The sequence below is a fragment of the Citrobacter freundii complex sp. 2024EL-00216 genome (genome assembly GCF_043945515.1).
Lineage (GTDB): Bacteria > Pseudomonadota > Gammaproteobacteria > Enterobacterales > Enterobacteriaceae > Citrobacter > Citrobacter portucalensis.
This window is the reverse complement of sequence record NZ_JBIMRA010000005.1, coordinates 91945-107079: the sequence shown is the minus strand read 5'-3', so window position 1 is coordinate 107079 and position 15135 is coordinate 91945. Positions and strand designations below refer to the sequence as shown.

Below are 15135 nucleotides of genomic sequence, written 5' to 3'. Positions count from 1 at the left end.
ATAAACGGATGAATATTGATAAGATGAAAAAACAGCACCCGTAAAAAATCAGCCAGAGAAGATAACCTCTGGCTGATTTGTTTAGGTGGTTAACTATTGCTGGTCGTACTTTGTTTATGAAACAGTTCGCGGAATACCGGGTAAATATCATCCTGGTCGCGAATATGTTGCATCGCAAAGTTATCAAAAGTTGATTGCAGATGTTCGTATTCACGCCACAAGGTTTGGTGAGCGCGGCGAGTGATTTCGATATAGCTGTAATAGCGGACCACTGGCAGCAGTTTTTTTGCCAAAATCTCATGACACAGCGGTGAATCATCAGCCCAGTTATCACCGTCCGATGCCTGTGCAGCATAGATGTTCCACTGGGCAGGGTTGTAGCGCTCTTTCACCACTTCATCCATTAACTTCAGCGCACTGGAGACAATGGTTCCCCCGGTTTCCTGAGAGTAGAAGAACTCATGCTCATCCACTTCTTTCGCTTGGGTATGGTGGCGAATATAAACCACCTCCACGTTCTTATAGGTCCGGCTTAAGAACAGATACAGCAGGATATAAAAACGTTTAGCCATATCTTTGGTCGACTGATCCATTGAACCAGAAACGTCCATCAGGCAGAACATCACCGCCTGGCTGGAAGGGTCGGGGCGTTTTTCATAATTCTTGTAGCGTAAATCAAAGGTGTCGATAAATGGCACGCGTTCGATTTTTGCCCGTAGTTCGGCAATCTCTTTGCGTAACCGTTCCTCTTCCAGCAACTGTGCTGGTTCGCTTTTCGCGATGGTTTCCAGATCCGCTTCGAGAGCATGCAGTTCGCGACGCTTACCCGCTGTCATCGCCGTGCGGCGCGCCAGTGAGTTTTGCAGGGATCGCACCACGCTGATGTTGGCAGGCACACCGTTAGAGGTAAAACCTGCCCGGTGCGTTTTGTACTCCGTTAGCTGACGCTGCTGATTCTGCTTCAGGTTAGGAAGTGCTAAATCTTCGAACAACAGATCGAGATATTCATCTTTAGAGATCTGAAAGACGAACTCATCCTGACCCTCACCATCCTGGCTGGCCTGGCCTTGTCCGCTTCCTGAACCGCCACCGCCGCCCTGTGGGCGTTCAATGCGGTCATTCTGCACAAAATGGTCGTTACCCGGATGCACGCGATGGCGCAGGCCACCACGTCCCTGATGAAACATTGGTTCGCTAATATCATCAGTCGGAATAGAGACAGATTCGCCGCTATCCACATCAGTCACCGAACGCTTGTTAATGGCCTCGGAGATCGACTGTTTAATTTGCGATTTATAACGGCGTAAGAAGCGCTGGCGGTTTACCGTGCTCTTGTTTTTGCCGTTAAGACGCCGGTCAATAAACCAGGTCATAAGCCCCCCGTACTGCCAACTGTTCGCCATGCCTGTAAGTGCCGGATGGCGCTGGCGCTATCCGGCCTACGGAACATTGTTTTGCAAGCCCGGTAAGCGCATGCGCCACCGGGCACTTATGTTAAGACGATTTACGTACGCGCAAATACCATTCGCACAGTAAACGCACCTGTTTACGCGTGTAGCCTTTTTCCATCATACGGTCGACAAAATCGTCGTGTTTTTTCTGCTCGTCAGTCGAGGTTTTAGCATTGAACGAAATGACCGGCAGCAGCTCCTCGGTATTGGAGAACATTTTCTTCTCAATAACCGTGCGCAGTTTTTCGTAACTGGTCCAGTTTGGATTGCGACCGCTGTTATTCGCTCTGGCACGCAGAACAAAGTTGACGATCTCGTTACGAAAATCTTTCGGGTTACTGATACCCGCCGGCTTCTCAATTTTCTCCAGTTCTGAGTTCAGTGACTCGCGGTCAAACAGCTGACCGGTATCCGGGTCGCGATACTCCTGATCCTGAATCCAGAAATCCGCATAAGTGACATAACGGTCGAAAATGTTCTGTCCGTACTCGGAATAGGATTCGAGATAAGCCGTCTGGATCTCTTTGCCGATGAATTCAGCATATTTCGGGATCAAATAGCCTTTCAGGAACTCAAGATAACGCTCAGCTTGCTCCTGCGGGAACTGTTCACGTTCGATTTGCTGCTCCAGTACGTAAAACAGATGTACCGGGTTAGCTGCCACTTCGGCATGGTCAAAGTTAAAGACGCGAGAGAGGATCTTAAACGCGAAACGCGTGGAAAGACCGTTCATTCCCTCATCAACCCCGGCGTAATCCCGATACTCCTGATAGGATTTCGCTTTCGGATCGGTATCTTTCAGGCTTTCGCCATCGTAAACGCGCATCTTCGAGTAAATGCTCGAGTTCTCAGGTTCTTTCAGGCGAGAAAGAATGGTAAAGCGAGAGAGCGTTTCCAGTGTGCCCGGTGCGCAAGGCGCATGGGTCAGCTCACTGTGGTTAAGCAGTTTTTCGTAAATTTTGATCTCTTCAGAGATACGCAGGCAATAAGGCACTTTGACGATGTAAACACGGTCAAGGAACGCCTCATTGTTTTTGTTATTACGGAACGTTACCCATTCGGATTCGTTCGAGTGGGCAAGAATAATCCCGTTAAACGGCAGGGCGGAGATACCTTCTGTCCCGTTGTAGTTTCCTTCCTGGGTTGCGGTCAGCAGAGGATGCAACACTTTAATCGGTGCTTTAAACATCTCAACGAATTCCATAATCCCCTGGTTTGAACGACACAGTGCACCCGAATAACCGTAGGCATCAGGATCGTTCTGGGCGTGGTGTTCGAGTTTACGAATATCCACTTTCCCGACCAACGCAGAAATATCCTGGTTGTTTTCATCACCAGGCTCCGTTTTGGCGATTGCGATCTGCTCCAGAATAGACGGCCAGACTTTGACGACGCGGAATTTTGTAATGTCCCCGCCAAAATCGTGCAGACGTTTCGCAGCCCAGGGCGACATGATCGTACCGAGATAGCGACGCGGGATCCCATACTCTTTTTCCAGGATCTGCGCGTCTTCCTGCGGATTAAACAGGCATAACGGATGATCGTTGACCGGGCTACGTTCGCCATTGGCACTCAGGACATAAATCGGTACTCTCTGCATCAGCGACTTCAGTCGCTCAGCAAGAGATGATTTCCCCCCTCCCACAGGCCCCAGCAGATACAGGATCTGCTTCTTCTCTTCCAGACCCTGAGCCGCATGTTTCAAATAAGAAACAATCTGCTCAATGGCATCTTCCATGCCGTAAAACTCTTCAAAGGCGGGATAGCGTGCAATTACCCGATTCGAAAAGAGTCGAGAAAGTCGAGGTTCGTGGGCAGTGTCGACCATGACAGGCTCACCAATAGCCATTAATAGCCGCTCTGCCGCGTTGGCATAAGCACTGCGATCTTGCCGACAAGTGGTAAGAAACTCCTGCAGCGTGAACTCTTCGTCCTTGGCAGCTTCATAACGCTGGCGATAGTGATCGAATATATTCATGGTATGCCGTCCTTTCGTTTTTTAGCACATGTTAAGAGCCGTTCATATGAATAGTAGAGGCCCCTGAAGAGGTAAACTGAACGACGTCGCTGCTGAAGAAATAAGCAACTCTCATGCCATTTTGGTGGTCAGGAGATCAACGTATTCGGTGATACACCTTCTAAAATTAAGCGTAGATGGCATTTGCAAAACTTGCCTGTGTGCGCAAATGAATTTCAATGGCATATCAATAACTCATCAGCAAAAAAAGCACATCTTATGTAAAGAATTGGAGCGGGATTCATGCGGTGTTCACCGTCCTGCAAGCAAAATGTCATCACTCGCTGAGAAATTAGGGGGTTACATTCTGGGGCGAATACGTAAAATAGTTGGGCTGAAGCGTATTGGCGGTTACACTTTGACCGCTACACATTTGAATAAGGAATTATGGATTGTGACCAAACTCAAACTTCTGGCACTTGGCGTCCTTGCCGCAACCGCAGTTAGCACCGCACAGGCGGAAAGTCAGTGGACTGTTGGCGCGGGTGTCGGCGTGATTAACAGCCCGTACAAACAGTATGACCGCGATGTTTACCCTGTTCCGGTTGTCACCTATGAAGGCGATAATGTCTGGTTCCACGGCTTGGGTGGCGGTTACTATTTGTGGAATGATACGACAGATAAGCTTTCCATCATGGCGTACTATGATCCGACGCATTTCAAGCCAGGTGATAGCGATAGCCATGCTTTGCGCCAACTCGACAAGCGTAAAAGCAGCATGATGGCTGGCCTTTCGTATGTACATAACACCCAGTATGGTTTCCTGCGTACTGCACTGGCGGGTGATACTCTGGATAACAGCAACGGCTTTATCTGGGATCTGGCCTGGCTCTACCGTTACACTAATGGTGGGCTGACTCTGACGCCGGGTATCGGTGTGCAGTACAGCAGCGAAAACTACAACGACTATTATTATGGCGTGTCCAATCACGAGTCTCGCCGCAGTGGTCTGAAAAGCTACAACGCTGACGATGGATGGGATCCGTACCTGGAGTTGACCGCGAGCTATAACTTCATTGGAAACTGGAACGTATACGGAACTGGCCGTTATGTGCGCTTGAGTGATGAAGTGAAGGACAGTCCGATGGTCGATAAGTCCTGGTCTGGCATCTTCTCGGTGGGTGTAACTTACAAGTTCTGATGCTACTGCGCGTCAAGCACTAGCCCGCATCAGTGCGGGCTTTTTTGTGCGTGACGGAGATGAATATTGATCTAAAACATGAGATTTGATTTTTTGTGCTGTTTTGGCATTCTGTCAGGCGACAACGAATTTTTAACGTATTATTCCTGTCGCTGTTACTAAAAATAAACCTGCTATTTTATTAGCCTGTTATCTATTCATTTTTGAATGAAATATAGTCGTGAAGGTTTAGCAAGTCATTGTCATGAGGTAATGGTTTGTAGCTATACAATGCGTTGATAATACTAGGGTTTATGATTGAGGTAAGCGTTATTTTCTTATTGTTAAGCACAATGAAAATTATTGATAACTCTTTTAGCATGTTTATCTCATGGCGAAAGTTAACTTTCATGTGAAAAAAACAAAAATTAATCGATTGATTTTAATTTTACATCTTTAGGTATTTATCTGAAAAAAATAAAATTGACATTAAATATCCCATTGCAGATATTAATTAAACTTTAAAGTATCGACAGCAACTATTCATGGCATTAAATATAATTCGCCATGTGGATTTTTTGAGAATAAACCTGGTATATATAATGAAAAAGTTAATCATGATAGCTGTGATGGGCGGGATTCTGGTTGGTTGTTCCTCCGAGGCTTCACGCATGAATGCTTGCGAAAGCAAGGGTGTGAGCCGTGATGCCTGTTATGTTGCGGAGCAAAACCGTCAGGCGACAATCAATGCTGCCGCTGAAAAACAGGCTATGGAAAATGCGCAAAACTTGTATGGCACAAATGATACAAATTCCAGTCACCACCACAAACACGATAAATATTAAGGTTTAACTAATGAAGAAATTAATTATTATCGCTGCTCTGGTGGCTTCCTCTGCTGCGCCTGCGTATGCCATCAGTGAGGCTTATCGTCAACAGTTACAGCATGAACATAAAACCATGGTCAGTGACACGAATGCCCCGGTACACGCCAGTAAAATCACGCCCGTGCATGTGAATAAACTTGGAGTGGACTTTAAACGTGGTGCTGATGGCATTGCTTATATTAATGGCAAACCTGCGGCAAATGATGAGAATAGTGCTGAAGCTCAGTCTTATAGCGCAGGTTTGATTTCCGTTATCGTCTATAAAAACGGAAAAATCAACGCTATGAAAGAGGGGAAATATTTAGGTCGGTTGAAATAACCACTTCGTAGATAAGATTTTGTATTTTTTCGGCCCGGGAACATCTGCTGTTCCCGGGCTTTTTATTGCGCTCGCCTTAACAATCGGTTTCCAATCCATGATGGTGCAATTTGTGCACCCTAACAGGACACATGCACGTTGTTTTGCTTTACTGTGGTGCATTAACACAGGAGGGTGCGATGACAGCGAAACAGGTGACGTTTACAAACCAGGTATCGCTTCCTGCTATTGGGCAGGGAACATGGTACATGGGCGAGGATCCAAGCCGACGCCGGGATGAAGTGTCTGCGCTGCAGGCCGGACTGGATCTCGGCCTGCGATTGATTGATACCGCAGAAATGTACGCTGATGGTGCAGCGGAAGAGGTGGTGGGTGAAGCATTAACGGGACGGCGTGATAGCGCTTTTTTAGTCTCGAAAGTTTACCCATGGAATGCCGGTGGACAGAAAGCCATTGCCGCCTGCGAAGCGAGTCTGCGTCGACTGAAAACTGATTATCTGGATCTCTATTTGCTGCACTGGATGGGCGATTTTTCATTTGCAGAGACCATCGATGCCATGGAAACACTGATTGCGCAGGGGAAAATCCGCCGTTGGGGCGTCTCAAATCTCGATTATGATGATATGCAGGCGTTATGGCAGGTACCCGGTGGACGAGAGTGTGCCACTAATCAGGTGCTTTATCATTTAGCCTCGCGCGGTATTGAATATGATTTACTGCCGTGGTGCCAGCAGCAGCAGATGCCGGTCATGGCATACAGTCCGCTGGCTCAGGCGGGACGACTGCGTGGAGATTTGCTTTCTAACTCTGTGGTGAATGACATCGCGCGTGCGCACAATGTTAGCGCTGCGCAGATTTTGCTGGCATGGGTGATTCGTCAGTCGGGTGTAATAGCCATCCCGAAAGCCGCAAGCGTAGCGCATGTCGAACAAAATGCCGCCGCGCTGGGGATAATGCTCTCTGTAGATGAGTTGAAGCAGTTAGATAAGGCGTATCCGGCGCCAAACGGTAAAACCGCGCTGGATATGGCCTGATTTGCCAAATGCCGATGTTCCCACAGCTTATGAGGCCTACGGCTGTATGTAGTTTGTAGGCCGGATAAGGCATTAGCCGCATCCGGCACGGTGCGCGGAACTGCCTGATGCGCTGTGCTTATCAGGCCTACGGCTGTATGTAGTTTGTAGGCCGGATAAGGCGTTAGCCGCATCCGGCATGGGGACGTGTAACTGCCTGATGCGCTGTGCTTATCAGGCCTACGGCTGCATGTAGTGTGTAGGCCGGATAAGGCGTTAGCCGCATCCGGCATGGTGCGTGGAACTGCCTGAGGGCGCTGTGCTTATCAGACCTGCGGCTGCGTGTAGTTTGTAGGCCGGATAACGCGTTAGCCGCATCCGGCATGGTGCGTGGAACTGCCTGAGGGCGCTGTGCTTATCAGACCTGCGGCTGCGTGTAGTTTGTAGGCCGGATAACGCGTTAGCCGCATCCGGCACGTTGCGCAGAGCGGTCTGATGGCGCTGCACTTATCAGGCCTGCGGCTGTATGTAGTTTGTCGGCCGGATAAGGCGTTAGCCGCATCCGGCATGGTGCGTGGAACTGCCTGAGGGCGCTGTGCTTATCAGACCTGCGGCTGCGTGTAGTTTGTAGGCCGGATAAGGCGTTGGCCGCATCCGGCACGGTGCGCGGAACTGCCTGATGGCGCTGTGCTTATCAGGCCTACGGCTGCATGTAGTGTGTAGGCCGGATAAGGCGTTAGCCGCATCCGGCATGGTGCGCAGAGCTATGTTAGCGTTTAGCTACACGGATAGTCTGCGCGAGGCGAGATGGTTTTTCTTCGGTGGTTTTCTGCGGAGCGGTCGCGTAAGCCGTTTCTACACAAACAAACGTTTTGTAGCCATCATCCGGCATGTCGCCCATGCTGACGGACAGCGCCGGGCCAGGGTTCCAGCCCACGACATTCAGATGGTGGTGGTGGACAACATCTATATTGCGATTCAACGCATCATCATGAATCACGCTGCACGCTTCCGGATTCAGATAAACGCGATCGGTGCGGTCCGGGAAGGTCTGGATACCATCAGCCAGCACATCTTCTTTAGCATCATTCACTTTATCTATCAGACGATCGCCAAGACCACTGACTTTCACTGCCGCAATGTCACCAACGTTGAAATAGGTATGCAGTGCCGAGGTGGTTTCAAACTCACCATGAGCTTCCAGCTCCATCTCACAGGTGGCTCCCACTTTGAAGCGGGCCAGCAGGCAAAACTCGTGTGGCCAAAGCTGACGCGTTTCAGTGCTACTTTGCAGTTCAAACGTCAGCACCACGCCATTGTCGTCTTCGTTGTGCGCTTTCAGCGTCCATGGCAGGTTGCGGGCAAAACCATGCGAAGGCAGGCCCTGCTTAGCAGCCGGACCAAACCACGGCCAGCAAATTGGTACGCCGCCACGCAGCGCTACGCCGGTTTTAAATGGGGTATTATTACTTAACCACAGGACTTCCTCTTCACCATTTGGTTTCCAGGAAAGAAGATGTGCGCCCTGCAGCGCGAAAGAAGCTTTAACCTGTGGGTGATCGACAACAAGAACCTCAAGCTCATCAAGCTGACGGCGGGAGAGGACAGGGGTAATTTGTTCGATTACCGGAAGTGCAAAAATTTTATTAATCATTACGCAATCCTTTCTTCAGGCAAAAAAAAGAGCGACCTGAGTCGCTCTTACAGATTACTGTTTCATCTCAACTTATTTGGAGATGTGAGCAATCAGGTCCAGAACTTTGTTGGAGTAGCCGGTTTCGTTGTCGTACCAGGATACCAGTTTCACGAAGTTGTCGTTCAGTGCGATACCAGCTTTAGCATCGAACACGGAAGTGCAAACTTCACCGTTGAAATCGGTAGATACTACGTCGTCTTCGGTGTAACCCAGAACGCCTTTCATCGGGCCTTCGGAAGCAGCTTTGATTGCTTTCTTAATTTCTTCGTAAGAAGCAGCTTTTTCCAGACGAACGGTCAGGTCAACAACGGATACGTTCGGGGTAGGAACGCGGAACGCCATACCAGTCAGTTTGCCGTTCAGTTCTGGCAGTACTTTACCTACAGCTTTAGCTGCACCGGTAGAGGACGGGATGATGTTCTGGGATGCGCCGCGGCCGCCGCGCCAGTCTTTGTGAGACGGGCCATCAACGGTTTTCTGAGTAGCGGTGGTCGCGTGAACAGTAGTCATCAGACCTTCGATGATGCCGAAGTTGTCGTTGATAACTTTAGCCAGCGGAGCCAGGCAGTTAGTGGTGCAGGAAGCGTTAGAAACGATGTCCTGACCTTCGTATTTGTCAAAGTTAGCGCCTTTAACAAACATCGGAGTGTTATCTTTGGACGGACCAGTCAGAACCACTTTTTTCGCGCCAGCAGTGATGTGCTTACGAGCGGTTTCATCTGTCAGGAACAGGCCAGTAGCTTCAGCTACTACGTCAACACCAACTTCGTCCCATTTCAGGTTAGCCGGATCACGTTCAGCGGTAACACGGATTTTTTTACCGTTTACGATCAGATGACCGTCTTTCACTTCAACGGTACCGTTGAAACGGCCGTGAGTGGAGTCATATTTCAGCATGTAAGCCATGTAGTCAGCGTCTAACAGGTCGTTGATTGCAACGATCTCGATGTCAGAGCGTTCTTGAGCAGCACGGAAAACAATGCGACCGATACGGCCAAAACCGTTGATACCTACTTTGATAGTCATATATTCCACCAGCTATTTGTTAGTGAATAAAAGGTTGCCTGTAAAATTACAAAAACCTTACGCAGCGTCAAGCGGAATCGTGTCAATCATTGCGACAAATCAATCTGCTGCCTAAGCTTTGCGCAACTGACTCGCCTCACTCTTCCTTTGGGCTTGAAACCACATGGGGTCGGCGGCCCGAATTTTAAAGGGCAATCAAGATAAAAACGTGATTCTGATCACGAATTGCAGGCTGCCATTTCGCAAGGATCAAGTTTAGAACAAAAGTTCGCACTCCGGTGTTAATGTTTTGTTAGAATCTGTCTCGCGATGTGAGTTTAGATAAAGCGAGATGTGAGCAAATGGCTAATCAACCTTCTCCAGAAGAACTGAAAAAAAATTTAACCGAAATGCAGTTCTATGTGACGCAGAATCACGGGACAGAACCGCCATTTACCGGACGTTTGCTACATAACAAACGTGACGGCATCTACCACTGTTTGATCTGCGACAATCCGCTATTTCGTTCCGAGACAAAATATGACTCAGGCTGCGGCTGGCCCAGCTTTTACGAGCCTGTCAGCGATGAGGCTATCCGTTACATAAAAGATACGTCACACGGCATGCAGCGCATTGAAATCCGCTGCGGAAACTGTGATGCACACCTGGGACACGTCTTCCCGGATGGTCCGAAACCTACCGGTGAACGGTACTGCGTTAACTCAGCGTCTTTGAACTTCACCGATGGTGAAAACGGTGAGCAAACCAAGGGTTGAAGAAACGATTCAGCAAATTATTCTACGGAGAGTGGTTTTAATATGAATCTTGATGAGATGATCAACAGCATGACGCCGGAAGTTTATCAGCGCTTATCGACTGCCGTTGAACTCGGAAAATGGCCGGATGGCGTAGCGCTAACGGCAGAACAAAAAGAGAATAGCTTACAGCTGGTGATGTTATGGCAGGCGCGAAACAATATTGACGCGCAGCATATGACGATTGATACCAACGGTGAGATGGTGATGAAGAGCAAGCAGCAGTTGAAGGTTGAGTTTGGTATTACGCCAGAACCGATTGCGACGTTTAAATCCTGATTACCCAGGCCCGGCAAACATCTGTGTCGGGCCTGCAGTTGATGTTATTTCTTGTTCATCATCGCTTTCAGATCGGCGAACGGGTTGTATTTCGCTTCGCCCACGGCCTTTTGCGCATCTTCTCCTGCAACCACCGTTGAACCATACTGGTCCGCTTCCGTATATTTGGAATGCTCGTGATCGTGGCAGTACAGGCACAACATTTCCCAGTTGCTACCATCTTCCGGGTTATTTGAGTGATCGTGATCGATATGGTGTACCGTCAACTCGCGCAAATTTGAATACACGAACTCACGGGAACAGCGTCCGCAGACCCAGGGAAAGAGTTTAAGCGCCTTTTCCCGGTAACCGACTTCCAGACGGGCGTAATTTTTAGGGATAAAAGCCATAAAAGCGCATGCCTCCAGTAGAAAATGAAGAGCTGCGCCAAAAGCTGGCGCAGCAGAATGCGCTAATCATAACCTATTGTGTCAGGCGTTGGGATCAGTGTTTGATGCCTAACGAATCGGCTAACTGCTTCGCCAACTGATTATTGTCATCTGCGCCGTACTCCCAGAACATGGCGCCTGCCAACCCTTTGCTTTTGATGTAGTCGGCTTTGATCGCCACCGAACGCGGGTTTTCATAGGAGAGGGCAAAGAGTTTTTTTCCATCCGCAGACTGTACCGACAGCCACGGCACTTTCGCTTCATCATCCCAATGTTGACTAAAGCGTTTTTGCGGATCGTTGATCAATTTCGCCACGATATCGTTGTACTTCACGTAGGTGTCTTTGCTCAGGTCGACGCCCAGTGATTTGAACAACTCAATTTGAGCTGACTCGAAATAGGGTTGGGTAGCCGGGTTTTTCTGCGCGTCAGGTTTGCTCCAGTCAATACCTGGCTCAACGGCGCGTTTTGGTACGCGTCCATAAAAGCCAATGCCCAGATTCATTTGACTCGGTTTCAGACCGGCTGCGAGATAGTTATTGACCACAAAATCGGCGCTGTACTTATCCGCCGCGGCGACCGTCGGCCATTGCGTCGAATCATACAGGTTCGAGTTGAAATATTGGGTGCCGTAAGCCATGTCATAGGTCATCAGGTTGATGTAGTCGAGCGATGGGGCAATGGCTTTTACATCCACCCAGCTTTTCGGACTTTCCGCATTCGCGCCCACGGCGATGGTCAGCAGTTTTTTATGCCCCAATGCGGCGCGCAGTTCTGTTAGCAGTGCGGTGAAGTTAGCGCGGTCAGCCGGTTGGCTTTCGACCAGTCCCCAGGCACCGTTAACCGGGTATTCCCAGTCGAGATCGATGCCATCCAGACCATATTTCGCAATTATCTCCTGTGCAGACTGAATAAACACTGCGCGTGTTTCCTTCGTTGCTGCCGCGCCAGAGAATCCACGCGCTCCCCAACCGCCGACGGAAAGCAAAACTTTCAGGTTTGGATTTTGTTTACGCAGCTGTGGAATTTTCAGCAAATCATCCTGCACTTTCTGTGAAAGCCAAATCTGATGCAGTTTGCTGGTGTCTTTTAAGGCGTCATTGGTCTCGTCTTTTTCGTTGTTGTAGACAAGGCCAAACGAATAGTTGAGATGGGTTATCTGGCGAACATCCAGTTTATTGATGTCGCCACCGGGACCGGCAGTGACGTCGCCACCACCATTAAAGTAGCCAACTGACATCAGTGAACTGGCGGAAACAACGTTGGCGCAGAGCAGGGGTAATGCTGCCAACAAAGGCAATAGTTTCATCGGTGTTCCTCTTTGACATTTAAACAAGCAAACATGCCACGGAAATGGCGTGGCGAAAAAAACAGCACCCGCAGGTTAACAGTTTCATAACAGGAAAAATGCGAAGGGGTTCACGCCATTTTAGCGAAGCGGCAGCCACGTTCACTTGGGTTTCAGTTCATCTTTGCATTTATTTGTGATCTTGGTTGTGAAATACAGATCAAAATCTGTGTTTTAAAGATTTGGTGTTGACCTCAAAAATTATATGGATAAGTATGATGGTCACTGATGCAAAACTAAACACAAAGGAAAATTCCATGAAAGCACTGGCGAGATTTGGCAAGGCCTTTGGCGGCTACAAGATGATTGATGTTCCGGAACCGGTATGTGGTCCGGATGACGTTGTGATTGAAATTAAGGCTGCTGCTATCTGCGGCGCTGACATGAAACACTACAATGTCGACAGTGGATCCGAGCAGTTTAATTCGATTCGTGGTCATGAATTTGCGGGTCAAATTGTGCAGGTTGGCGACAAGGTTAAGGACTGGAAGGTGGGACAGCGAGTTGTGTCTGACAACAGCGGGCACGTTTGCGGCGTTTGTCCGGCCTGTGAACAGGGCGATTTTCTTTGTTGTACAGAAAAGGTGAATTTAGGTCTGGACAACAATACCTGGGGCGGTGGGTTTTCTAAATATTGTCTGGTCCCTGGGGAAATCCTCAAAATTCACCGCCATGCTCTGTGGGAAATCCCGGCAGGGGTAGATTATGAAGAGGCGTCTGTACTGGATCCTATCTGCAATGCCTACAAATCTATCGCTCAGCAATCCAAATTTCTTCCAGGCCAGGATGTGGTGGTCTTTGGTACCGGTCCGTTAGGACTCTTTTCTGTTCAAATGGCGCGCATTATGGGGGCCGTTAATATTGTGATGGTCGGGCTGGAAGAGGATGTTGCCGTACGCTTCCCGATCGCCAAAGAGCTGGGCGCGACAGCTGTCGTTAACGGTTCGACCGAAGATGTGGTTGCACGCTGCCAGGAAATCTGCGGTAAAGACAATTTGGGGCTGGTCATCGAATGCTCTGGTGCGAATATCGCCCTTAAACAATCAATCGAAATGCTGCGCCCGAATGGTGAAGTCGTTCGCGTCGGTATGGGCTTTAAACCTCTCGATTTCTCCATCAACGACATCACCGCGTGGAATAAAAGCATCATTGGCCATATGGCCTACGATTCCACATCCTGGCGCAACGCCATACGCCTGCTGGCCAGCGGCGCAATCAACGTTAAACCGATGATCACTCACCGTATCGGCCTGTCGCAATGGCGCGAAGGGTTTGACGCCATGGTCGATAAAACCGCGATTAAAGTCATCATGACTTACGACTTTGATGAATAACATGTTTATTAAAAGGACGTTATCGCATGGAACAAATAGCAAAACCGCACTGCGGCGCCAGGCTGGACAGGCTACCTGACTGCCGTTGGCACACATCGATGTTTGCGATGGTTGCCTTTGGATTACTGGTTTGTTGGAGTAATGCCGTTGGCGGATTAATTCTCGCGCAGTTAAAAGAGCTTGGTTGGACCGATAATTCCACCACCGCCACGTTTTCAGCCATTACGACAGCGGGAATGTTTCTCGGCGCGCTCGGTGGGGGAATTATCGGCGATAAAACCGGACGTAAAAACGCATTTATTTTATATGAAGCGATTCATATTATTTCTATGATCGTTGGCGCGTTTTCACCCAATATGACTTTCCTGATCGCCTGCCGTTTTGTAATGGGAGTTGGATTAGGCGCGCTGCTGGTGACTCTGTTTGCCGGGTTCACCGAATATATGCCAGGCAGGAATCGCGGCACCTGGTCAAGCCGGGTCTCGTTTATCGGTAACTGGTCTTATCCGCTCTGTTCGCTGATCGCGATGGGATTGACGCCGTTGATCAGCGCCGAATGGAACTGGCGCGTGCAGTTGCTGATCCCGGCCGTACTGTCGCTGGTGGCGACCGTTATTGCCTGGCGTAGTTTCCCGGAGTCGCCTCGTTGGCTGGAATCCCGCGGACGCTACGCCGAAGCTGAAAAGGTGATGCGGGCCATTGAAGAAGGGGTTGTTCAGCAGACCGGCAAGCCACTGCCGCCTGTGGTATTTGAAGATGACGGCAAAGCCCCGCGCACGGTTCCTTACTCGGCCTTATTAACGGGTGTGTTACTGAAGCGCGTTATTTTAGGTTCCTTTGTCCTGATTGCCATGAACGTCGTCCAGTACACCTTAATTAATTGGCTACCGACAATATTTATGACTCAGGGAATTAATCTGAAAGACTCCATTGTCTTAAATACCATGAGTATGTTCGGCGCGCCGTTTGGGATTTTTATAGCCATGCTGGTAATGGATAAAATTCCCAGGAAGACAACGGGTGTGGGATTATTAGTGTTAATTGCCGTGCTGGGATATATCTATTCACTGCAAACCAGCATGCTACTGATTACGCTAATAGGTTTCTTCCTGATTACTTTTGTCTATATGTACGTTTGCTACGCCTCGGCAGTCTATGTTCCGGAAATATGGCCGACCGAAGCGAAACTTCGCGGTTCTGGTCTGGCGAATGCGGTAGGGCGTATCAGCGGTATCGCCGCGCCTTATGCGGTCGCGGTATTGCTTAACGGTTATGGAGTGACGGGTGTATTTGTACTGCTGGGTGCGGTCTCCATTATTGTCGCTGTCGCCATTGCTACCATCGGAATTGAAACCAAAGGCGTCTCTGTCGAAAGTCTCGGTATTGATGCAGTTACCAGCAAATAATATTGATGGGAAATAAA

The 15135-nt window shown here is 49.1% G+C and carries 14 protein-coding genes; 8 read left to right on the top strand and 6 right to left on the bottom strand.

Annotated features, from left to right (window positions below; translation table 11 throughout):
• Nucleotides 1-89 precede the first annotated feature (89 nt).
• Together ACHHZ7_RS08125 and yeaG are read right to left on the bottom strand one after the other, a co-directional pair.
• Nucleotides 90-1373 (bottom strand): YeaH/YhbH family protein, encoded by a 1284-nt coding sequence (locus ACHHZ7_RS08125; protein WP_008784519.1) that lies wholly within the window; start codon nucleotides 1371-1373, stop codon nucleotides 90-92.
• 121 nt (nucleotides 1374-1494) lie between these two features.
• Nucleotides 1495-3429 (bottom strand): protein kinase YeaG, encoded by a 1935-nt coding sequence (yeaG, locus tag ACHHZ7_RS08120; RefSeq protein ID WP_003030707.1) that lies wholly within the window; start codon nucleotides 3427-3429, stop codon nucleotides 1495-1497.
• A gap of 433 nt (nucleotides 3430-3862) precedes the next feature.
• Here yeaG and ACHHZ7_RS08115 point away from each other — a divergent pair, with 433 nt between their 5' ends.
• The 4 genes from ACHHZ7_RS08115 to ACHHZ7_RS08100 all read left to right on the top strand — a co-directional run bounded on the left by ACHHZ7_RS08115 (nucleotide 3863) and on the right by ACHHZ7_RS08100 (nucleotide 6828).
• Nucleotides 3863-4609, top strand: coding sequence for a MipA/OmpV family protein (locus tag ACHHZ7_RS08115; protein WP_032943108.1), 747 nt, complete (start codon nucleotides 3863-3865; stop codon nucleotides 4607-4609).
• Nucleotides 4610-5190: 581 nt separating this feature from the next.
• On the top strand, nucleotides 5191-5433 hold the full coding sequence (locus tag ACHHZ7_RS08110) for a hypothetical protein (RefSeq protein WP_032943109.1): 243 nt from the start codon (nucleotides 5191-5193) through the stop codon (nucleotides 5431-5433).
• A gap of 10 nt (nucleotides 5434-5443) precedes the next feature.
• Nucleotides 5444-5794, top strand: a complete 351-nt coding sequence (locus ACHHZ7_RS08105) for a hypothetical protein (RefSeq protein ID WP_032943110.1) — start codon at nucleotides 5444-5446, stop codon at nucleotides 5792-5794.
• A 179-nt stretch (nucleotides 5795-5973) separates the two neighbouring features.
• Nucleotides 5974-6828 (top strand): aldo/keto reductase, encoded by an 855-nt coding sequence (locus tag ACHHZ7_RS08100; RefSeq protein WP_060682326.1) that lies wholly within the window; start codon nucleotides 5974-5976, stop codon nucleotides 6826-6828.
• A 748-nt stretch (nucleotides 6829-7576) separates the two neighbouring features.
• Here the strand turns inward: ACHHZ7_RS08100 and ACHHZ7_RS08095 are convergent.
• Together ACHHZ7_RS08095 and gapA are read right to left on the bottom strand one after the other, a co-directional pair.
• Entirely contained in the window at nucleotides 7577-8461 is an 885-nt protein-coding gene (locus ACHHZ7_RS08095; protein ID WP_060682325.1) for a D-hexose-6-phosphate mutarotase, read from the bottom strand.
• Nucleotides 8462-8533: 72 nt separating this feature from the next.
• On the bottom strand, nucleotides 8534-9529 hold the full coding sequence (gene gapA, locus ACHHZ7_RS08090; protein WP_003030697.1) for a glyceraldehyde-3-phosphate dehydrogenase: 996 nt from the start codon (nucleotides 9527-9529) through the stop codon (nucleotides 8534-8536).
• Between the two features lie 341 nt (nucleotides 9530-9870).
• Between gapA and msrB the strand changes: the two genes are divergently transcribed.
• Nucleotides 9871-10284 carry a peptide-methionine (R)-S-oxide reductase MsrB gene (gene msrB, locus ACHHZ7_RS08085; protein ID WP_003832475.1) on the top strand — a complete coding sequence of 138 codons (414 nt, stop codon included), beginning with the start codon at nucleotides 9871-9873 and terminating at the stop codon, nucleotides 10282-10284.
• A 42-nt stretch (nucleotides 10285-10326) separates the two neighbouring features.
• Nucleotides 10327-10602 carry a YeaC family protein gene (locus ACHHZ7_RS08080; RefSeq protein WP_003030693.1) on the top strand — a complete coding sequence of 92 codons (276 nt, stop codon included), beginning with the start codon at nucleotides 10327-10329 and terminating at the stop codon, nucleotides 10600-10602.
• 44 nt (nucleotides 10603-10646) lie between these two features.
• Here the strand turns inward: ACHHZ7_RS08080 and yajD are convergent, their stop codons facing one another.
• Nucleotides 10647-10991 (bottom strand): HNH nuclease YajD, encoded by a 345-nt coding sequence (yajD, locus tag ACHHZ7_RS08075; RefSeq protein WP_003832478.1) that lies wholly within the window; start codon nucleotides 10989-10991, stop codon nucleotides 10647-10649.
• Nucleotides 10992-11085: 94 nt separating this feature from the next.
• Nucleotides 11086-12339, bottom strand: coding sequence for a glycoside hydrolase family 18 protein (locus ACHHZ7_RS08070; protein WP_060682324.1), 1254 nt, complete (start codon nucleotides 12337-12339; stop codon nucleotides 11086-11088).
• Nucleotides 12340-12635: 296 nt separating this feature from the next.
• Here ACHHZ7_RS08070 and ACHHZ7_RS08065 point away from each other — a divergent pair, with 296 nt between their 5' ends.
• A complete protein-coding gene (locus ACHHZ7_RS08065; protein ID WP_060682323.1) occupies nucleotides 12636-13712 on the top strand; it encodes a zinc-binding dehydrogenase in 1077 nt (358 codons plus the stop codon).
• A 26-nt stretch (nucleotides 13713-13738) separates the two neighbouring features.
• Complete coding sequence (locus ACHHZ7_RS08060; protein ID WP_060682322.1) at nucleotides 13739-15118, top strand: MFS transporter; 1380 nt, start codon at nucleotides 13739-13741, stop codon at nucleotides 15116-15118.
• The last annotated feature ends 17 nt before the right edge of the window (nucleotides 15119-15135 follow it).

What these genes read in the sequence shown, in the direction of transcription:
- yajD (WP_003832478.1), bottom strand. Translation starts at nt 10,991, where the DNA reads ATGGCTTTTATCCCTAAAAATTACGCCCGTCTGGAAGTCGGTTACCGG.
- ACHHZ7_RS08070 (WP_060682324.1), bottom strand. Translation starts at nt 12,339, where the DNA reads ATGAAACTATTGCCTTTGTTGGCAGCATTACCCCTGCTCTGCGCCAAC.
- ACHHZ7_RS08080 (WP_003030693.1), top strand. Translation starts at nt 10,327, where the DNA reads ATGAATCTTGATGAGATGATCAACAGCATGACGCCGGAAGTTTATCAG.
- ACHHZ7_RS08060 (WP_060682322.1), top strand. Translation starts at nt 13,739, where the DNA reads ATGGAACAAATAGCAAAACCGCACTGCGGCGCCAGGCTGGACAGGCTA.
- ACHHZ7_RS08065 (WP_060682323.1), top strand. Translation starts at nt 12,636, where the DNA reads ATGAAAGCACTGGCGAGATTTGGCAAGGCCTTTGGCGGCTACAAGATG.
- msrB (WP_003832475.1), top strand. Translation starts at nt 9,871, where the DNA reads ATGGCTAATCAACCTTCTCCAGAAGAACTGAAAAAAAATTTAACCGAA.
- gapA (WP_003030697.1), bottom strand. Translation starts at nt 9,529, where the DNA reads ATGACTATCAAAGTAGGTATCAACGGTTTTGGCCGTATCGGTCGCATT.
- ACHHZ7_RS08100 (WP_060682326.1), top strand. Translation starts at nt 5,974, where the DNA reads ATGACAGCGAAACAGGTGACGTTTACAAACCAGGTATCGCTTCCTGCT.
- ACHHZ7_RS08110 (WP_032943109.1), top strand. Translation starts at nt 5,191, where the DNA reads ATGAAAAAGTTAATCATGATAGCTGTGATGGGCGGGATTCTGGTTGGT.
- ACHHZ7_RS08125 (WP_008784519.1), bottom strand. Translation starts at nt 1,373, where the DNA reads ATGACCTGGTTTATTGACCGGCGTCTTAACGGCAAAAACAAGAGCACG.
- yeaG (WP_003030707.1), bottom strand. Translation starts at nt 3,429, where the DNA reads ATGAATATATTCGATCACTATCGCCAGCGTTATGAAGCTGCCAAGGAC.
- ACHHZ7_RS08095 (WP_060682325.1), bottom strand. Translation starts at nt 8,461, where the DNA reads ATGATTAATAAAATTTTTGCACTTCCGGTAATCGAACAAATTACCCCT.
- ACHHZ7_RS08105 (WP_032943110.1), top strand. Translation starts at nt 5,444, where the DNA reads ATGAAGAAATTAATTATTATCGCTGCTCTGGTGGCTTCCTCTGCTGCG.